Below are 16,703 nucleotides of genomic sequence, written 5' to 3'. Positions count from 1 at the left end.
CATCGCATGCTGATCGGGACTGCGCCGTCAACACAGCTGGTTCGTAGGGTCAATGCCGGCGCGATGCTCAAGGCCATGCGGGGTGCCGGCGTCGTAACAGGCACGGAACTCATGGCTTCTACCGGGCTCTCCCGCGCCACCGTCATTTCCATCTGCGACGAACTCGTCCGGCTCGGCTGGCTCCAGGAGCTGGAAAACCAGCGAGGGGCCGGAGATTACATAAAGGGCAGGCCGGCGCGCCGCTTTATCTTCGACGACAGCGCGGCCAGCGTGCTTGGGATCGACATCGGCGCCAACAAGATCACGGCCATAGTGGCTGACATGGCGGGAACACCTCTGTCGCAAGTCACGATGCCCTTCCGTACATACATTGTGCCTGCCCATGAGCGCGCGGATGTGCTGGACCGGATCGCCGCCGATGTCCTGAAAAAGGCCGGCGTATCTGCAGACTCGGTTCTTGCTGTGTCTGTGGGAGTGGCTGCGCCGGTAAGCCGCGACGGCGAGGTTCTCACCGTCCAGGAATTCTGGAAATCCTTCGATGTCCGCCAGATTGTTTCAGAGCGGCATGGCTGGCAGGTACTCCTGGAAAATGACGCCAACCTCGCAGCCCTCGCGGAACGGTGGCAAGGCACCGCGCAGGGAGTCGACAACCTCGTGGTCATGCTCGCCGGCGACCGTCTGGGTTCCGGCATCCTGGAATCCGGCCGTTTGCTCCACGGGCAGCTGGGTGGCTTTGGGGAACTCGGATATCTGGATACGGTGGACGGCGTGGGCGACACCTACGGCATCGCCCACTACGCTGTGTTGTGGGGACGGGAAGCCCTTTCTGGCAGCGAGACCACCAAGCTGCGGGAACTTTGCGAGGATGATCCTGCAGCGCTCACAGCAGAGATGGTTTTCAAGGCAGCCGCGGAGGGAGACCCGGCCGCCCGTCACGCCCTGGGTCGCGTGGCGCACCGCATGGCCCGCGTGATCGGGTCAATCAGTACCTTGGTCAACCCTGAGCTGGTAGTTATTGCCGGAGCCGTGGCAGCCTCTGCCCATGCCCTGATCCCAGCCATTGAGAAGCAGTTGCCGGACTTCACGTTCACTCCCCCGCGTCTGGCAACCTCCACTCTGGGCGACGGCATTGTGTCCCTCGGCGCGATCCGCCACGCCCTGGACTACGTCGAGGAACACGCACTGGACCTCTCCCCCTCGTCATTGCCTAAGCGCGCGGACGCTTCCTGATCTTGTCCAGCGCCGGCTGGAACCCGGGGCTACGCGCTATTCCGGCATTGACATGGTGCGCAGGTCCAGCTGTCTCAGAACACGATCTGCCACTTCCGGATCAGTCCCAGGCTCATTCCGCGCCTCCACCACTTCCTGGCGGGCGGCATCCAGCGCAATCGTCTGCACGGCAATGGCAAGCTCACGCCCTCGCTTGCGTTTCTCCGCCGCCGATTCGTTGCGCAACGTCCCATCCAGCAGCTCTGCATGGAGCCGGCGCATCTTTTCCTTGACCAGTGCCACTTTGTCCGCGGGGAGTTCCTTCATGAGCTCGTGGTCCTTCAGCGCCGACACCGCCGCCGACTGGGCACGTTTAGCCAGAACACGTGCCGCGTCCTTTTCATGGGAACCGTCCTCCGTGGCTTTGAGGACCCGCATCAGCCACGGAAGTGTCAGGCCGGGCAGTACCAAGGTGGCCAGGAGCACGGCGCAGGCGATGACCAGGATTTCGTGCCGCGCGGGGAAGTCACTGCCATCAGGCAAGGTCACTGGGAGCGCCAAAGCGAGAGCCAGCGTGGCCAGCCCACGCATTCCACACCATGTCAGGATGAGTACTTCCTTGGGCGAGGTTGGCTGCAGGAGATTCCGCCGCTGATGGGCGGTTAGCGCAAGCAGCCCGAGCCATAGGTAGCGAACAACGAACACCAGGATGCAGATCACCACAGCAACGCCGATCATCCCGAAAATCGCCGTCCCCTCGTCACGGATGACGTGACGGATCTCCAAGCCCACCAGGCCGAAGGCCAGTCCGGTCGCCAGCAGCTCCACCACGTCCCAGAACGCAGTCCGCGTGATGCGCTCAGCAGCGTCCTGCGGCCGCGCGTGGCGTTGCAGTTCCAAGGCGGTCACGACGACGGCCACCACACCTGAAGCGTGGAGCTCTTCCGCCAGGATGTACGCAGCGAACGGAACCACAAGCGTGACCGCACTGCGTGCCACCATGGAGGTCACCAGCTTGGTGATGAACTTGGTCAGCCAGCCCATGGCGATGCCGATGACCACCGCCAAGGCCGCGCCCACCACGAACTGCAGGATAACGTTAGGCCCCACCTCGCTACCGGAGACCGTGGCGGCTACCGCTGCCTGGAAGATCACAATGGCGGCGGCGTCATTGAAAAGGCCCTCACTCTGCAGAACAGTAATGAGCCGCCTGGGCATGTGAACGCGGCCAGCCACGGACTCGACTGCGACGGGATCCGGCGGCGCCACCATGGCTCCCAAGGCAATAGCTGCCGGAATCCCGATGCCAGGAATCATGAGCCACGCAGCACCAGCCACCACTGCTGTGGAGACCACCACCAAGGCGACAGCCATGAGGAGCAGCGTCCGCCACCGGACCCGGAAAACGGCCCAGGAACTCTTCTGCGCGGTGGCAAAGAGCAACGGTGGGAGGAAGATTGGCAGGATCAACTCCGGCGAAATCTCAAACTCAGGAAAGCCGGGAATGAACGTGAGCGCAACAGCCAAGAGCAGCATCAGGACCGGATAGGGAAGCCGAAGCCTGTCGCCCAAGCCCACGGCCAGCACCGTCGCAAGCAGCAATCCGATAATGAGTGCCAGCTGATCCATGTTCCCGCTTCCCCAGAAGTTGTACGTCGCGTCTGCGTACAATGCCGCGGAAGCTACCTACAAACCTATCCCGGGGTCCACGCATCCCTTGCCACGTCAATCCGCGATCACGTCAATCCGGGCTCACGTCAATCCGCGGTCAGGGCATCCACCACGTCAACTGTTCCATCCTTGAAAGTGATGGTCCGGTGGATAGTGCCAGGAAGTTCCAAGACAGCAGCGGCTACCAGGGCAACGTTCGCACGGGAAGTCTTGGTGTCGTTGCCAGGGTTTGCCGGGTTGACCTCGATCAGCCCGGACGCCGGCTCCTCCGTCAAGGTCCCCGGCCCCAGGACCGTCCAATCCAACCCACTATTACGCAGGTAGTCATCAGCCGCTGCTTTGGACTCTGCATAGGGGAAGAAAGGGTGGTCCTGAGGAATGCCGTGATCCTTTGCGCTGCCTATGTAGGACACCATCACGTAACGCGTGACGCCGGCTTCCTTGGCTGCGTCCATGGATCGGATGGCGGCGTCCCGGTCCACGGCATACGTCCTGGCCGGATTACCCCCACCAGCCCCTGCCGACCAGACCACGGCGTCGTGGCCCTTCAGCGCGTGGGCGAGTTCCGCCGTCGTCGAGTTTTCCACGTCCAGCACCTGCGCAGTGGCGCCGGTCTCCGTGACTTCTGCCACATGATCGGGATTTCGAATGAACGACGTGACATCGTGACCTTCGCCACTAAGAATCCGGGACAGATGAAGGGCCACTTTGCCGTGGCCGCCAATGATTGCGATTCGGCTCATGCACCCATTCTGTCCCACATGGGAGGGTGGCGCGGGCGGGGAAATGAAAAGACCCCGCAGACGAAAATCTGCGGGGTCTTGCTCTGTAGCGGTGGGGAGGCTCGATCTCCCGACCTCACGATTATGAGTCGTGCGCTCTAACCAACTGAGCTACACCGCCACGAATGAGAAAAACCTGTGTCAAGCCGGTCAAAACCGCCTTGACACAGGCCCTCATTCAGAGCCCCCCACCGGAATCGATCCGGTGACCTCGTTCTTACCAAGAACGCGCTCTACCACTGAGCTAGGGGGGCAACGAGTAAATACTCTACCGGACGTTTTCAGAAGCTACAAATCGGCGAAAATCCGGGAAAAAACGGCGTCGACACAATTTGCGCTGACGCCACTTTCCTGATCCAAATACCGCCCAAATCAGGGCAGACGGAGGACCTGTCCGGGATAGATGAGATCCGGGTTAGGCACTGTGTCAGCATTGGTTGCGATCAGGGCTGCGAGGTCCACTCCGAACTGCGCAGCGATGCCGCTCATGGTGTCACCGGGTTCCACTACAACCTCCGTGACGCGTGGGGCGACTGGACCGCGCTGCCCTGCCTCGGCAGCGGCCTCAGAGGCTGCCTGTTGGGCCAGTGGCTGGACCTCCGGCGCTCCGGGCTCCAAGCCCGCCTGCTCGGCGATCTGAGCGCCTGCAGCGTTGGCTGCCTCCTGCTGCTCGGCCGCTTGGACTGCAGCAGCTTCTGCGGCGGCCTTGCTCGAAGCAGAAGCATCGACGGCGGCAGTATCCTCTGCGGCCTGCGTTACGGCCGTCTGGTCCTGTTGGCCGTCGCCCTTTCCGCCCATTCCCAGGTTCTTCTTCAAATTGTCGAGCAATCCCATGGGGAACCCTCCTGCATTCAGCGTGCGACCGTCAGGCTCTTCGCAGCTACGCGGCTCGTAGCACTTTGATCGTACGGCGGCTCCCCGTGGCATGGAACCCGCCCTTGTTCGTCCCACCCGCCCTTGAACGGAGGGAATGCCGAACAAGAGCGGGAATTGTGGGATTAAACGCCACAGGGGGCCGGCCCGAAAGCCGACCCCCTGACGGGAACTACTTAGTGTTTACCACTTGCCCTTGCGGTTGAAGTCGCGGTGTCCGCCTTCGCCACCGCTGCGGGGCTTGCGGGCGCCGTCGCCGTGTCCACCGAAGCGGGAGCCGCTGGACTGGCCACGGTCTCGATCGCCGAAGCTGCCTGCAGTGCGCTCGGAGCGGTCGCTGTACGTGCGGCCGCCACGGTCAGCAGAGGAACGCTCGCCACCTTCGGACTTGCGGAAGTCCTTCTTGAACCCACCGCTGCCCTTGAAGTTGCCGCCTCCACGGTTTTCGCGGTCGCCGTAGCCACCACGGCCACCGGCGCCACCACCGGAGTAGCTGCCACGGTCGCCGCTGGGCTTGCGTCCGTTGTCCAGCTCGAGGTTGATCAGTTCGCCACCAATGCGGGTGCGGGACAGTGCGCGCAGCTGCTCGGGGCTCAGGTCGGCCGGAAGCTCCACCAGGGAGTGGTCCGAGCGTATGTCGATGCCACCGATTTGTGCGGAAGAGATACCACCTTCGTTGGCAATGGCGCCCACGATGGAGCCCGGCATGACGCGCTGACGGCGTCCGACGGCGATCCGGTAGGTGGCGTTGCCCTCGGTGAGTGCACGGGTCGGGCCACGGGAGCCGAAGCCGTCCTTGGAGCGTTCGCGCTTCTGGTACTCAGGAGCTGCAGGCAGTTCCTTGACCAGCAACGGCTGTCCGCCCTGTGCCATGACGGCAAGTGCAGCAGCGATCTCCGAGGCCGGTACGTTGTGCTCTTCCTCGTAGGAGGAGATGAGGTCGCGGAATGCTGCAACATCCTCGGACTCAAGCGTCTCGGTGATGCGCTCGGCGAACTTGCCCAGGCGCAGCGTGTTCACGGTCTCGGCCGTGGGCAGGTGCATCTGCTCCACCGGCTGGCGCGTGGCCTTCTCGATGGAACGCAGCAGGTACTTCTCCCGAGGCGTCATGAACAGGATGGCGTCACCGGAACGGCCTGCACGGCCGGTGCGGCCGATGCGGTGGACGTAGGACTCGGTGTCGTGGGGGATGTCGTAGTTGATGACGTGGCTGATGCGCTCAACGTCAAGACCACGGGCTGCGACGTCGGTAGCAACCAGGATGTCGATGCGGCCTTCCTTCAGCGCGTCAACAGTGCGTTCACGCTGCTGCTGCGGGATGTCGCCATTGATGGCGGCAGCCTGGAAACCGCGGGCCTTCAGCTTGTCAGCGAGGTCCTCGGTGGCCATCTTGGTGCGCACGAAGGCGATAACGCCGTCGAACTCTTCGACCTCGAGGATGCGGGTCAGGGCGTCAAGCTTGTGCGGGCCCATGACCTGAAGGTAACGCTGCTTGGTGTTGGCACCGGTGGTGGTCTTGGACTTCACCGAGATTTCAGCAGGGTTGTTCAGGTACTGCTTGGACATGCGGCGGATCTGGCCCGGCATGGTGGCAGAGAACAGTGCAACCTGGCGGGTTTCCGGAGTCTGCTGGAAGATCTGCTCTACATCATCGGCGAAGCCCATGCGCAGCATCTCGTCAGCTTCGTCCAGCACCAAGTACTGGAGTTCAGAGAGGTCAAGGGAGCCCTTGGCAATGTGGTCGATCACACGGCCGGGGGTACCGACAACAACCTGTGCACCGCGGCGCAGGCCGGCCAGCTGGGGACCGTAAGCGGAACCACCGTAAACCGGGAGCACGGTGAAATCGTCAATGTGCTTGGCGTAGGAAGTGAACGCTTCAGCAACCTGGAGGGCGAGTTCACGCGTCGGCGCCAGGACCAATGCCTGGGTCTTGCGGGACGGGCCGTTGAGGTCGTGCAGCTCAGCCAGGCGGGACAGCGCAGGAACAGCGAAGGCTGCGGTCTTGCCGGTACCGGTCTGGGCCAGGCCGACGACGTCGCGGCCTTCGAGGAGCAGCGGGATGGTGGCTGCCTGGATGGGGGACGGCTTTTCGTAGCCGACATCCTGCAGTGCGGCCAGAACGCGGCCATCGATGCCAAGATCGACGAAGCGGACGCCTTCTTCTTCCTCGTCTTCTGCCTTGGGGGCAGGAGCTTCGGTGAAGGCGGGGGCTGCAGACTCGGGTGCAGCGTTCTCGACGGGGGCAGCGGCGGTAGCCGGTGCTTCTACTACGGTGCCTTCAGCGGCGGTCTCTGCTACGTCAGCAGACTCAGCGTTCTGGGCGTCGAAGTTTTCGTTGAGATTTTCGGTCATAGGGGGAAATTCCTCATCCATAGGGCAGTCGGCGCGGCCCGGTTGGGCTTGGCCGCATTACTCGTCGCGAAGAGCCAGGCAAAGGTGCCCTGCTTTCGCAAGAAGTCCGGCGCTATCGCAATCCCATGGCAGGACTTCCCGCTGCATCTCTTGGCTGCTATCCCAGCAGTCTGTACAGCGTTTTCTTTAGCCGGCTCTCCCTATGAAAATGCCCGCACACATTTGCGGGCCCCAACACTTACCAGTCCTGCCTCAAGAATTGGGCAGGATAAAGGGATTTCCGGAGTGGGGGATATTTCAAGTGTAGGGCACAGAGTGCCCTCACCGCGAGTTGAGTCCTGATGAAGACGGGTGAGCTTGAGCACACCCGGACTCTTCGGCACTACAAGGCAGCCCACAAGGAAGCCCTCACGGCAATATTCAAGGCAGCCCTGCAGCCCGTTCAAGAAGGCTTACAACCCGTTCCGGCGCAGGACTTTCTCGAATTTCTCATGATATTCGTCCTGAAGCCGGACCTCCCCGTCCGCCTCGGCATCGAGCAAGGTTTGCACCATCTCCGGCGTGGGCTCGCTGAACCACTGGCCAACAGTAATCCCGTGTTTAGGAACGAACAGCTGGTGAATGTGGTCTCCCGCGGAGACGGTCCCCGGCTTGATCACGCGCAGGTAAGTTCCCACGCGCCCCGCCTGCGTGAAGCGCTTCACCCATTGCGGCTCGTCCAGCAACCGCTGGAAGGTGGCGCACGGGACGCGCGGTGACGTTACCTCCACTTCCACATCCAGCCCAATCTTCCAACGTTCACCAATCACGGCTCCCGTGGTCTCGATTCCGTCCACCCGCAGGTTCTCCCCGAAGACGCCGGCTGGAAGCTCACGATCCAGTGTGGCTGACCAGTAATCGGCGTCTGCCTGGGAATACGCGTACAGAGCCTGGTCTTCGCCGCCGTGATCGAACCTGTTGGCTTGGACATCGCCGTGGACGCCAAGCTTGTGAATCTTGACGGGGCCTTCCACAGGACGCTTATCGATCGCGGTGACGCCAACGCTTCCTTCCGGATCCGGCAACAACTGGTGGACACGGCAGACAGCGAGAAGGGATGCGGTGTTCATGGACAACAGTTTACGGACGGGAAGCCGGATTTAAGGGTCGAACCGGTAACCCATTCCCGCTTCGGTGTGCAGGTGCCGCGGTGCGGCAGGGTCCCTCTCCAGCTTTCGCCGCAATTGGGCAATATAGACCCGCAGATATTGCGTCTCCTTGGCGTACGCCTGCCCCCAGACCTGGGTCAGGATCTGCTGCTGGCTCACCAGCTTTCCCTTGTTCCGGACCAGCAACTCCAGGATGTTCCACTCGGTGGGGGTCAGCCGCACCTCTGATCCGTCCTTCACGATCTTCTTGCCCGCCAGGTCCACCATGAAGTCCGACGTCGCCAAGGTAGGCTCCTCGCGATCGGTGAGGACCCTGCGCGAGGCGACGCGAAGCCGCGCAAGCAGCTCATCCAGTCCGAAGGGCTTGGTCACGTAGTCGTCCGCACCGGCGTCGAGCGCTTCCACTTTGTCCTCCGAGGCATGCCGGGCAGACAAGACGATGATGGGCATGCTGCTCCACCCACGGATGCGGCGGATGATCTCCACCCCGTCCATATCCGGCAATCCAAGGTCCAACACAACAATGTTGACGCTTTGCTTCGCTACGGCGTTCAAGGCATCGGCACCGTTTCCAACGGTCATTGCCTGGTACCCGTGGGCTTGCAAGGTGATCTGCATTGCCCGCGCAATCTGGACTTCGTCCTCAACTATCAGCACACGGGTCATGCCCTGCCTCCCCCATAACCGGTCCACAGCGGCAACGTAACCACCATGGTCAGGCCGCCACCTGGCGTCGGCTCCGCCACGAGCGTGCCGCCCATGGCTTCCGTGAAACCCTTGGCCACCGCCAGTCCCAACCCAATTCCGCCGCCGGCGCCGCTTGCCCGGGCGGGTGAATCGCCAAGCCGCTGGAAGGGTTGGAACATCTCAAGCACTTCGTTGTGTCCCACCCCGCTGCCGTGGTCCACAATCCTCAGTTCACTGGCAGGCTTGTCCCCCACTGTGATCCCGGCCCCGGCACGTGCAGTCAGGATGACGTCCGAACCAGGTGCGTACTTCACCGCGTTTTCAACGATGTTCGCCACCACGCTCTCCAACATGCCTGAGTCGGCTGTTACCGGCGGCAGGTTGGGTTGCAGTTCGCTGCGTATCCGACCTTTCGGGATCCCGCGAAGTGCTTCGGGCAATATTTCGGTCCAGGTGGTGCCCGCTAGCAACGGGTTCACGGCGTCGGCGGTAATCCGGGACATATCCAGCAGGTTGTCCACCAAATGGTCCAGGCGGTCAGCATAATTCTCGATCGTCTCCAACAACTCCTTCTCCACGTCCGGAGGGAACTGGACCTCTTCCTGCCGCAGGCTGCTAACAGCCAGTTTGATTCCAGCCAACGGCGTCCTCAAATCATGGGAAACGGCGCGAAGGATGGACGTCCGCATCTTGTTTCCCTCGGCCAGGCGAAGGTTGTCCCGCCGGCTCTTGACCAGTTGCTGCCGCTCACGCACAGCCACCACAAACGCTCCAAAGGCCGCAAGCAGCCGCTGGTGTTGGGAGGACAGCGAACCACCGCGCAACAACAATGTGTAGTGGGGATCGACGACGGCGGCATGGTCTGCGGCGGCATGGGTCACCGGCGGGTTGGGGCCGGCGCTCGCAAGGACCCGCCACTGCGGCGGCGCGCCAGGCACCGTGACGCTGTCCGGGGCCGGGGAGCCCAAGAGTGTCACAGCCTCCATGCCGAGATTTCCGCGGACTTTCTCAAGGAAGGATTCAAGGCTGCCGTCCGAACTGAGGATGCGCAGGGCCAACTCGCTCAGGGCCGTGGCCTCGGCCTCGGACCTCGCAGCTTCCTGGGCCCTGCGGCTCGCCAGCCCCACCGCGAGCGCCACACCGCAAGCCACGGCCAGGAAAACCACCAGCGTGAACAGAGTGGTTGGATCAGCGATGGACAGGGAACCTACGGGTTCGGCGGAGAAGTAGTTCAACAGGAAACTGCCCAGCACCGCCGCGACCACGGCGGGCCACAGACCTCCGATTGCGGCAACGGCCACGGCCGCTGCCAGCTGAAGGAGCATGATCATGGCGAAGTTGCGGAAGCCCRGGACAGTGACCAAGACTTCGACGCCGGGCGGCAACAGCAGGGCAAGGACAAGGCCAGTGATAACCCGTCCACGGCCGATGCCCCGAACCGCGGGAAGACGCAGCAGAACGTCGTTGGAGTCGCTGCTTTGTGCTTCAGGAGCTGGCATGGCTACATCCTTCCACGGTTGGCAGGGTGGGCAGTTGTGCCCACCCTCCTGTCCCACCAGTGCCCGCGGTCCACTCAAGGACTAGGCTTGCAGTCAGCATCTGGTCCGGCATGGCGCCGGACAATCCAACGGTCTATCCAGGGGGATATACATGGACCCGAACGAAGGCGCCGCTGGCAGCGGCGCTTCAGGAAATGACGCTTCAGGCAACGGCGCGTCAGGCAATGGCGCGTCCGGCGGCGGCGCTGCCGGGGGCGCTGCTGGCGGGGGCGGCCAGGGCCCGGACGCGGGCAAGAATCCGCCCAAGCCACCACCGTGGCAGGTGCCCAAACCCGAGCTCCATCCTGAGCTGATCCCTCCAGCCAATGACAGGGACAATCCACCTGGCGGACAGAAGCTGACCGGACAGAACCCAGGTTCCTCCAAACCCGGTTCTTCCAGGCAGGGCTCTTCCAAGCCTGGCGCATCCCGGCCCGAGCCCGGCAAGCCACTCCCCATCATTGACCCGTTCGCGAAGGAACGTGAACGCGAATCAGCCCAGGCAGAGGCCCGGAAGAAGCGCTCGCGGCGCCGCACCGTCGTCGTGGGTTTGGGTGTTACCGCTCTTCTTGCCGGAACCATCACCGCAGTAGTTGCCAGCAGCGAACAAGAGGCTGACTACGCGCAGGTCTGTTTCAACGATGAAACCGGCGAGCGCGTGGACGATACCCAATGCAACAACAGCAGCTCGGATGGCCGCGGTTCAGCCATCTACGCCTGGTACTTCTACTCGCGGGGAGCCACCGTGCCTGCTGTGGGTCAGAACCGCAGCTCCTACCCGAGCTATACGAAGACAGTTCCACAGGGCGCCAAGACTTCAACGGGTTACAGCACCAAGGGCGGCACAGTCAGCCGTGGCGGCTTTGGCAGCAGCTCCAAAAGCGGCGGAAGCTCGGGAGGCTAGGCGTGCAGCGTTTGCCCTCCGAGCCCAGGCCGGACTGGAAAAAGAAGATCGAAGAACAGGGCCTGGTCTTTTCGACCACCACCATGCCCGATGGCCGCAAAATCGAGTACTGGAACGAGTCGGCGTACTACGAATTCACCATGGACGAGGTGGAGACGCTCGAGAAGACTGCCGAGGACATGCACCTCATGTGTCTTGAGGCAGCAAAGTATCTCGCCACCGGGGCCATGGGCGATATTGGAATCGGGCAACAGGCGCTGGAGCTTGCCGGCGAATCGTTGCAGGCCGGGGACATGGATATCTACGGTCGCTTCGACTTCATCTATGACGGCAAGGGCGGGCCGGCGAAGATGCTGGAGTACAACGCCGATACGCCCACGGGCCTGATCGAAGCCGCCGTTGCGCAGTGGTTCTGGCTGCAGGATGTGTTCCCGGAAAAGGACCAGTGGAACGGAATCCATGAGGCGCTGATCCGGCAATGGAAAAAGCTGCAGTTCCGCACCGGGATGAGCACACTGCATGTGGCTCATTCGGAGGCCGAAGAATCCGGTGAAGATTGGATGACTGCCGCCTACATGCGGGACGTGGCGAGCCAGGGTGGGTGGACGACTATCGGCATCAATATGTCGGATATCGGTTGGGACCCGAACCTGAACCGCTTTGTGGACCTGGACAATTTCATGATCAGCACCATGTTCAAGCTGTACCCGTGGGAACTGATGATGAAGGAACCTTTCGGGCATCGGCTGCTGACGCGGGCCCACAATCCTCGATGGGTGGAGCCCGCGTGGAAGATGCTGCTCTCCAACAAAGCCCTGCTTGCTGCGCTATGGCACCTGTACCCCGGCCACGAGAACCTCCTGCCGGCCTACCTTGGCGATCCTGGCCCGCTCAAGGAATGGGTGGCCAAGCCTCTTCATGGCCGCGAGGGCGACAACATCCGCATCCACGCCCCCGGCATCGAGCTGCAGCAACCCGGCGGCTATGGCCGTGAAGGGTGGTGCTTCCAGCAGTACCACGCCCTACCCGACTTTGATGGAAACCACCCGGTACTTGGTCTCTGGGTGGTGGACGGCGAGTCCGTGGGCTGCGGCATCCGTGAATCGGATGGCCCCATCACGGACTATTTCTGCCGCTTCGTTCCCAACACCATCGACGCCCCGGCGCCTGCCGCGCCCACAACTACTTCCTACGGAGCTGCACTGTGAGCACTGAAAACCATGAGCACTGAAACCTCGACGCCGGACGGCGGTTCAGCGGGCGGCGACCGTACCGCCGTCGTACCTTCCAAAGGCCTCCATGCAGGCATCCTGGACCTTGGCGACTCGGTCATGCTGGGACTGGCGTCAACTGCGCCTGTGTATTCGCTGGCCGCTACGCTGGGGCTCATTGTTGCCGTCAACGGCAATTACACTCCCCTGATCCTGGTTCTTGCCTTCATTCCAGTGCTCTTCATCGCCTATGCATTCCGCGAGCTGAACAGTGCGCTCCCCGACTGCGGCACCACCTTCTTCTGGGCCCGCAAAGCCTTTGGTCCGTGGGCGGCCTGGTTGGGAGGCTGGGGGGTGGCTTTGGCCGGCATCGTAGTCCTCGCCAACCTGGCCCAAATTGCCGGGAAATATCTGTGGTTGCTGGTCGGCGACGGTTCCCTGGCCGGCAACACGTGGCTGGTCACCGCCACCGGGGTCCTGTTCATCGCGTTCATGACATACGTTAATCACCGCGGCATTCGGCTGGGCGAGCACGTCCAGCGGACCCTGACCTACATTCAATACATTTCGCTGGGCATCTTTGCGGTGGCCATTATTGTTCGAATTGCAGCTGGGGTTCCCGGCGGTGACGGCACTATCCAGCCTTTCGACCTTGAGTGGTTCAACCCCGCGGGTGCCTTCGCCGATCCCAGCGCAGTGGTTCACGGGGTCCTGCTGGCCCTGTTCATTTACTGGGGCTGGGACACCTGCCTGGCCCTGAACGAAGAGACCGAAAACCCTGCGAAGACTCCAGGCCGGGGTGCCGTCATCTCTGCATTCGTCCTGGTGGCAATCTACGTTTCCGTGGCCCTGCTGGTGATGATGTACGCGAGCGTCGGGACCGAAGGCATCGGCCTGGGCAATGAAGCAAACCAGGATGACGTCTTCCTGGCCATGAAGGATGTAGTGCTGGGCCCGTGGGGTTGGCTGATCGTGGTGGCCGTCCTGGCATCCGTGCTGTCCTCAACGCAGACCACCATCCTCCCTACAGCCCGCGGAACGCTGTCCATGGGCGTGCATGGTGCCCTGCCGGCGCGTTTTGGCAAGGTCCACGAACGGTTCCAGACGCCGGGTTTCTCAACCCAGGTCATGGGCGTGGCTGCCGTGGTGTACTACGTGGCCATGAGCTTCCTCAGCGAGGACCTTCTGGCGGACTCCATCAGTGCCATCAGCCTGTTCATCGCGTTCTACTACGCCCTGACCGGTTTCTCGTGCGTATGGTTCTTCCGCTCAACGCTTCGGGATTCTGCCCGCAACCTGTGGTTCCGCGGCATCCTGCCCTTCCTGGGGGCGGTGTCGCTGACGGTGGCGTTCTTCATTTCGGCGGTGCAAATGTGGGATCCGGAGTATGGAGACACCCAGATCTTTGGAATCGGCGGAGCCTTTGTCAGCGGGGTCCTGCTTCTGCTCCTGGGCGTGGTGCTGGCCATCGTCTGCCGTTTCGCACCTGCCACGCGTGGCTTCTTCACTGGGGAGCGCGCCGACGCCGGGCTGGTGCGCGGCGAGTAAACGGCGGGTGCGCGGCGCGTAAGCGGCGAGTGCGCCTAGCGTCGCGCTGCGGTCCACTGGCGCAGCCGGGTGGGAATGTCCGGGACCTCGATCTGGACAGCGTCACGCCGCAGCGCGATGAGCCAGCAGACCAGGATCGCCACGGCGCAGAACACCCCTGCACTGGATGCCATGATCCAGAGCCCTGGCGTCTGGACGTTCAGGTCTGCGGCACCCAGCGCCGTGCCGATGGTCTTTGGCGAATAGAAGAAGACCAGCGTGGAAAGTGCCAGCACAGCGGTCATCACAATTCTCTGCGCCCTGTACCGGCCAGGAGTTTCCTTGATGGTCCAGGCGAATGCCGGCAGGACCACAGCCATCCAGACCCAATGGTGGGACCACGAGACCGGGCTGATGAGCAACATGGTGAGTGCCGTCGTCGACATTGCAATGACGCGGGCTCCCTGCGAGCTTGCCGCGCGGATCAGGAAGGCCGCCAGCACAACTGTGGCGAGGCTGAGCGCGATCCAGGGAACGGTTACTGAATCCTGCGGCACACCAAAGTGCAGCAATGCGCCCTTGATCGAGAGGTTGTCCACGTAGCCGGCGCCGCCGATCCGGGACGTGTCAGGGAGTATTTCAAGCCAGAACTGCAGGGACTCGGCGGGCCGAACCACCCATGCCAGGAGGACGGTGCCGGCGAAACCAATGGACATGTTGGCCAGTCCACGCCAATCCTTGCGCATCAGGAAGTACAGGCCAAAGACAAGGGGTGTCAGCTTGATACCGGCCGCTATGCCCACCAGGAAGCCGCTGCCACGGACGCCCCGACGACCTGCGGGGCCAAGCAAGTCCACAGCCATCAAGCCCATGAGCAGGATGTTGATCTGGCCGAACGCCAACGTCTCACGCCATGGACCGAGGAACAGGACAGCCAGGACCAGGGCCCCGGCAATCCAGCGGCTGCGGCCGGATGACAACGCAGTGCGCCAGTCGTGCTTGGAGGCCCAGTACTTCACGATGGTGGCAGCAACCCAGGCGGCAATCGCTACTCCGGCCACGTTGAACAGCATGAGCGCGGCGGGTTGCGGCCAGAGTGCCAACAGCCCGAAGATGAGCGCTGCGAACGGCGGATAGGTAAAGGGAAGTTCCGGTCCCCCTGCTGCGGCAACGCTTGGGCCGTACAGGTCCGAGGGCGAGGCGCCGGCGTCGTTGAGGATGCTTCCGCCGAACCAGTACACACTGAAGTCCAGGCCCTGCTTACTCCACTCGGCAAGCATCAGCCACACGGGCCAAATCAAGAGCGCCCACGGGAGCCAATGCAATGCGCGTGAAGTGGTGGATGCAGACCTCCCGGCATCCGCCTTAGCCTGTAAATCGACGCCGGGCAGTGCCATGTCTTTATCCCCCAATATATTCTTTGTGCAGTGGGATCCCAGTGGTCCCCGAATACATACTACTTAACGCCCGGCGGCGCCGATCCGGCTGACGGTTGCGCCCGTCCCAGCTGCCGGTTGCGCCTGACGCGGCCGAGGGGCGCGGGGTGTCTGCCTCGTGCGGGCATCCAGCCCCTTAGGATGCTGGAATGAGCGATTCAACGACGAACACCTCGGATGTGCTGGCCCTCGATTCCCTCTTGACCAGCGAAGAACTGGCTCTGCGCGAGAAGGTTCGGGATTACACAGCCCAGCGGATCCGGCCGAACATCGCGCGCTGGTATGAGGACGCGGTTTTCCCGCAGGAGATCGCGCCCGAGTTGGGCGAGCTCGGCGTCCTGGGAATGCATCTGGAGGGCTACGGCTGCCCCGGCCGGACCGCCGTCGAATATGGCTTGGCAGCCATGGAGCTGGAGGCCGGCGATTCCGGCATCCGCACCTTTGTCTCGGTGCAGGGCTCGCTCGCCATGACGGCCATTCACAAGTGGGGCTCGGAGGAGCAGAAAGAACAGTGGCTGCCACGAATGGCCGCCGGCGAACTGATCGGCTGCTTTGCGTTGACGGAGCCGACGGCGGGTTCGGACCTGTCGTCGATGACCACTTTCGCTCGTGAGACGTCCGACGGCTGGGTCCTCAACGGCGCCAAACGCTGGATCGGACTCGCCTCAATTTCCGACGTCATGGTGGTGTGGGCCCAAACGGAGGATAACGCGGCGGGCATCCGCGGTTTCCTGGTACCGGCGGGCACGCCGGGTGTCACGGCCACGCCGATCGAGCCGAAGCTCTCCATGCGCGCATCAATCCAGTGCGACATAAAGTTCGACGACGTACGGCTGGGTCCGGAGGCGATCCTCCCGGGTGCCATCGGACTTCGTGGGCCGTTCTCCTGCCTGAACGAGGCCCGGTACGGCATCGCGTGGGGAGCCATGGGCGCAGCTCGCGACTCCTATGAGGCCGCGCTGGAATACGCCGGTAGCCGGCTCCAGTTCGGGCGACCACTCGCTGGATACCAACTGACCCAAGAGAAGCTGGTGAACATGCTCCTCGAGATCCAAAAGGGCACCATGCTCGCCCTGCACCTTGGCCGCCTGAAAGACACCGGGCATCTTCAGCCCCAGCAGATCTCCATGGGCAAGCTCAACAATGTCCGGGAGGCCATCAAAATCGCCCGGGAGGCCCGCACCATCCTGGGCGGCAACGGCGTCACCCTGGACTATTCGCCGCTGCGGCACGCCAACAACCTCGAATCAGTGCGCACGTACGAGGGCACCGACGAGGTTCACACCCTGATCCTCGGGCAGCACATCACGGGGATCGGCGCGTTCCGGGGCTGAGCACCAAGTAGGTCGCAGTTAAGCGCGT

At 62.8% G+C, this 16,703-nt stretch carries 13 protein-coding genes and 2 tRNA genes; 5 read left to right on the top strand and 10 right to left on the bottom strand.

The features are described from left to right. Nucleotides 1-6: 6 nt before the first annotated feature. On the top strand, nt 7-1,230 hold the full coding sequence (locus AC1DCM_RS21435; protein WP_477519640.1) for an ROK family protein: 1,224 nt from the start codon (nt 7-9) through the stop codon (nt 1,228-1,230). A gap of 36 nt (nt 1,231-1,266) precedes the next feature. Here the strand turns inward: AC1DCM_RS21435 and AC1DCM_RS21430 are convergent, their stop codons facing one another. From AC1DCM_RS21430 to AC1DCM_RS21390, 9 genes are all read right to left on the bottom strand, one after another. Next, on the bottom strand, nt 1,267-2,838 hold the full coding sequence (locus AC1DCM_RS21430) for a Na+/H+ antiporter (protein WP_477519639.1): 1,572 nt from the start codon (nt 2,836-2,838) through the stop codon (nt 1,267-1,269). Between the two features lie 128 nt (nt 2,839-2,966). Next, nucleotides 2,967-3,623 (bottom strand): NAD(P)-binding oxidoreductase, encoded by a 657-nt coding sequence (locus tag AC1DCM_RS21425; protein ID WP_477519638.1) that lies wholly within the window; start codon nt 3,621-3,623, stop codon nt 2,967-2,969. A gap of 86 nt (nt 3,624-3,709) precedes the next feature. After that, nucleotides 3,710-3,783: transfer RNA gene (locus AC1DCM_RS21420), tRNA-Met, on the bottom strand. A 61-nt stretch (nt 3,784-3,844) separates the two neighbouring features. Then, a tRNA-Thr gene (locus AC1DCM_RS21415) sits at nt 3,845-3,916 on the bottom strand. Nucleotides 3,917-4,034: 118 nt separating this feature from the next. Further along, on the bottom strand, nt 4,035-4,496 hold the full coding sequence (locus AC1DCM_RS21410; RefSeq protein ID WP_477519637.1) for a LysM peptidoglycan-binding domain-containing protein: 462 nt from the start codon (nt 4,494-4,496) through the stop codon (nt 4,035-4,037). Between the two features lie 222 nt (nt 4,497-4,718). Then, complete coding sequence (locus AC1DCM_RS21405; protein WP_442004011.1) at nt 4,719-6,890, bottom strand: DEAD/DEAH box helicase; 2,172 nt, start codon at nt 6,888-6,890, stop codon at nt 4,719-4,721. A gap of 452 nt (nt 6,891-7,342) precedes the next feature. Beyond that, entirely contained in the window at nt 7,343-7,999 is a 657-nt protein-coding gene (locus tag AC1DCM_RS21400; RefSeq protein WP_477519636.1) for an MOSC domain-containing protein, read from the bottom strand. 30 nt (nt 8,000-8,029) lie between these two features. Further along, complete coding sequence (locus AC1DCM_RS21395; protein WP_477519635.1) at nt 8,030-8,704, bottom strand: response regulator; 675 nt, start codon at nt 8,702-8,704, stop codon at nt 8,030-8,032. Further along, entirely contained in the window at nt 8,701-10,224 is a 1,524-nt protein-coding gene (locus tag AC1DCM_RS21390) for a sensor histidine kinase (protein ID WP_477519634.1), read from the bottom strand. The genes AC1DCM_RS21395 and AC1DCM_RS21390 overlap by 4 nt, the downstream gene beginning before the upstream one ends. A 151-nt stretch (nt 10,225-10,375) precedes the next feature. Here AC1DCM_RS21390 and AC1DCM_RS21385 point away from each other — a divergent pair, with 151 nt between their 5' ends. The 3 genes from AC1DCM_RS21385 to AC1DCM_RS21375 are packed head-to-tail and all read left to right on the top strand — an operon-like array spanning nt 10,376 to nt 13,926. Further along, entirely contained in the window at nt 10,376-11,167 is a 792-nt protein-coding gene (locus AC1DCM_RS21385; RefSeq protein WP_477519633.1) for a Tat pathway signal protein, read from the top strand. Nucleotides 11,168-11,169: 2 nt separating this feature from the next. Then, entirely contained in the window at nt 11,170-12,375 is a 1,206-nt protein-coding gene (locus AC1DCM_RS21380) for a glutathionylspermidine synthase family protein (protein WP_477519632.1), read from the top strand. Nucleotides 12,376-12,387: 12 nt separating this feature from the next. Further along, a complete protein-coding gene (locus AC1DCM_RS21375; RefSeq protein ID WP_477519631.1) occupies nt 12,388-13,926 on the top strand; it encodes an APC family permease in 1,539 nt (512 codons plus the stop codon). A gap of 35 nt (nt 13,927-13,961) precedes the next feature. Here the strand turns inward: AC1DCM_RS21375 and AC1DCM_RS21370 are convergent, their stop codons facing one another. After that, entirely contained in the window at nt 13,962-15,302 is a 1,341-nt protein-coding gene (locus tag AC1DCM_RS21370) for a glycosyltransferase 87 family protein (protein WP_442004004.1), read from the bottom strand. Between the two features lie 188 nt (nt 15,303-15,490). Here AC1DCM_RS21370 and AC1DCM_RS21365 point away from each other — a divergent pair, with 188 nt between their 5' ends. Continuing rightward, nucleotides 15,491-16,675 (top strand): acyl-CoA dehydrogenase family protein, encoded by a 1,185-nt coding sequence (locus tag AC1DCM_RS21365; protein ID WP_477519630.1) that lies wholly within the window; start codon nt 15,491-15,493, stop codon nt 16,673-16,675. The last annotated feature ends 28 nt before the right edge of the window (nt 16,676-16,703 follow it).

Source organism: Paenarthrobacter sp. 10N417, from assembly GCF_056394745.1.
Note: the sequence above shows the minus strand (reverse complement) of the source record. Positions and strands in the feature narration are given on the sequence as shown.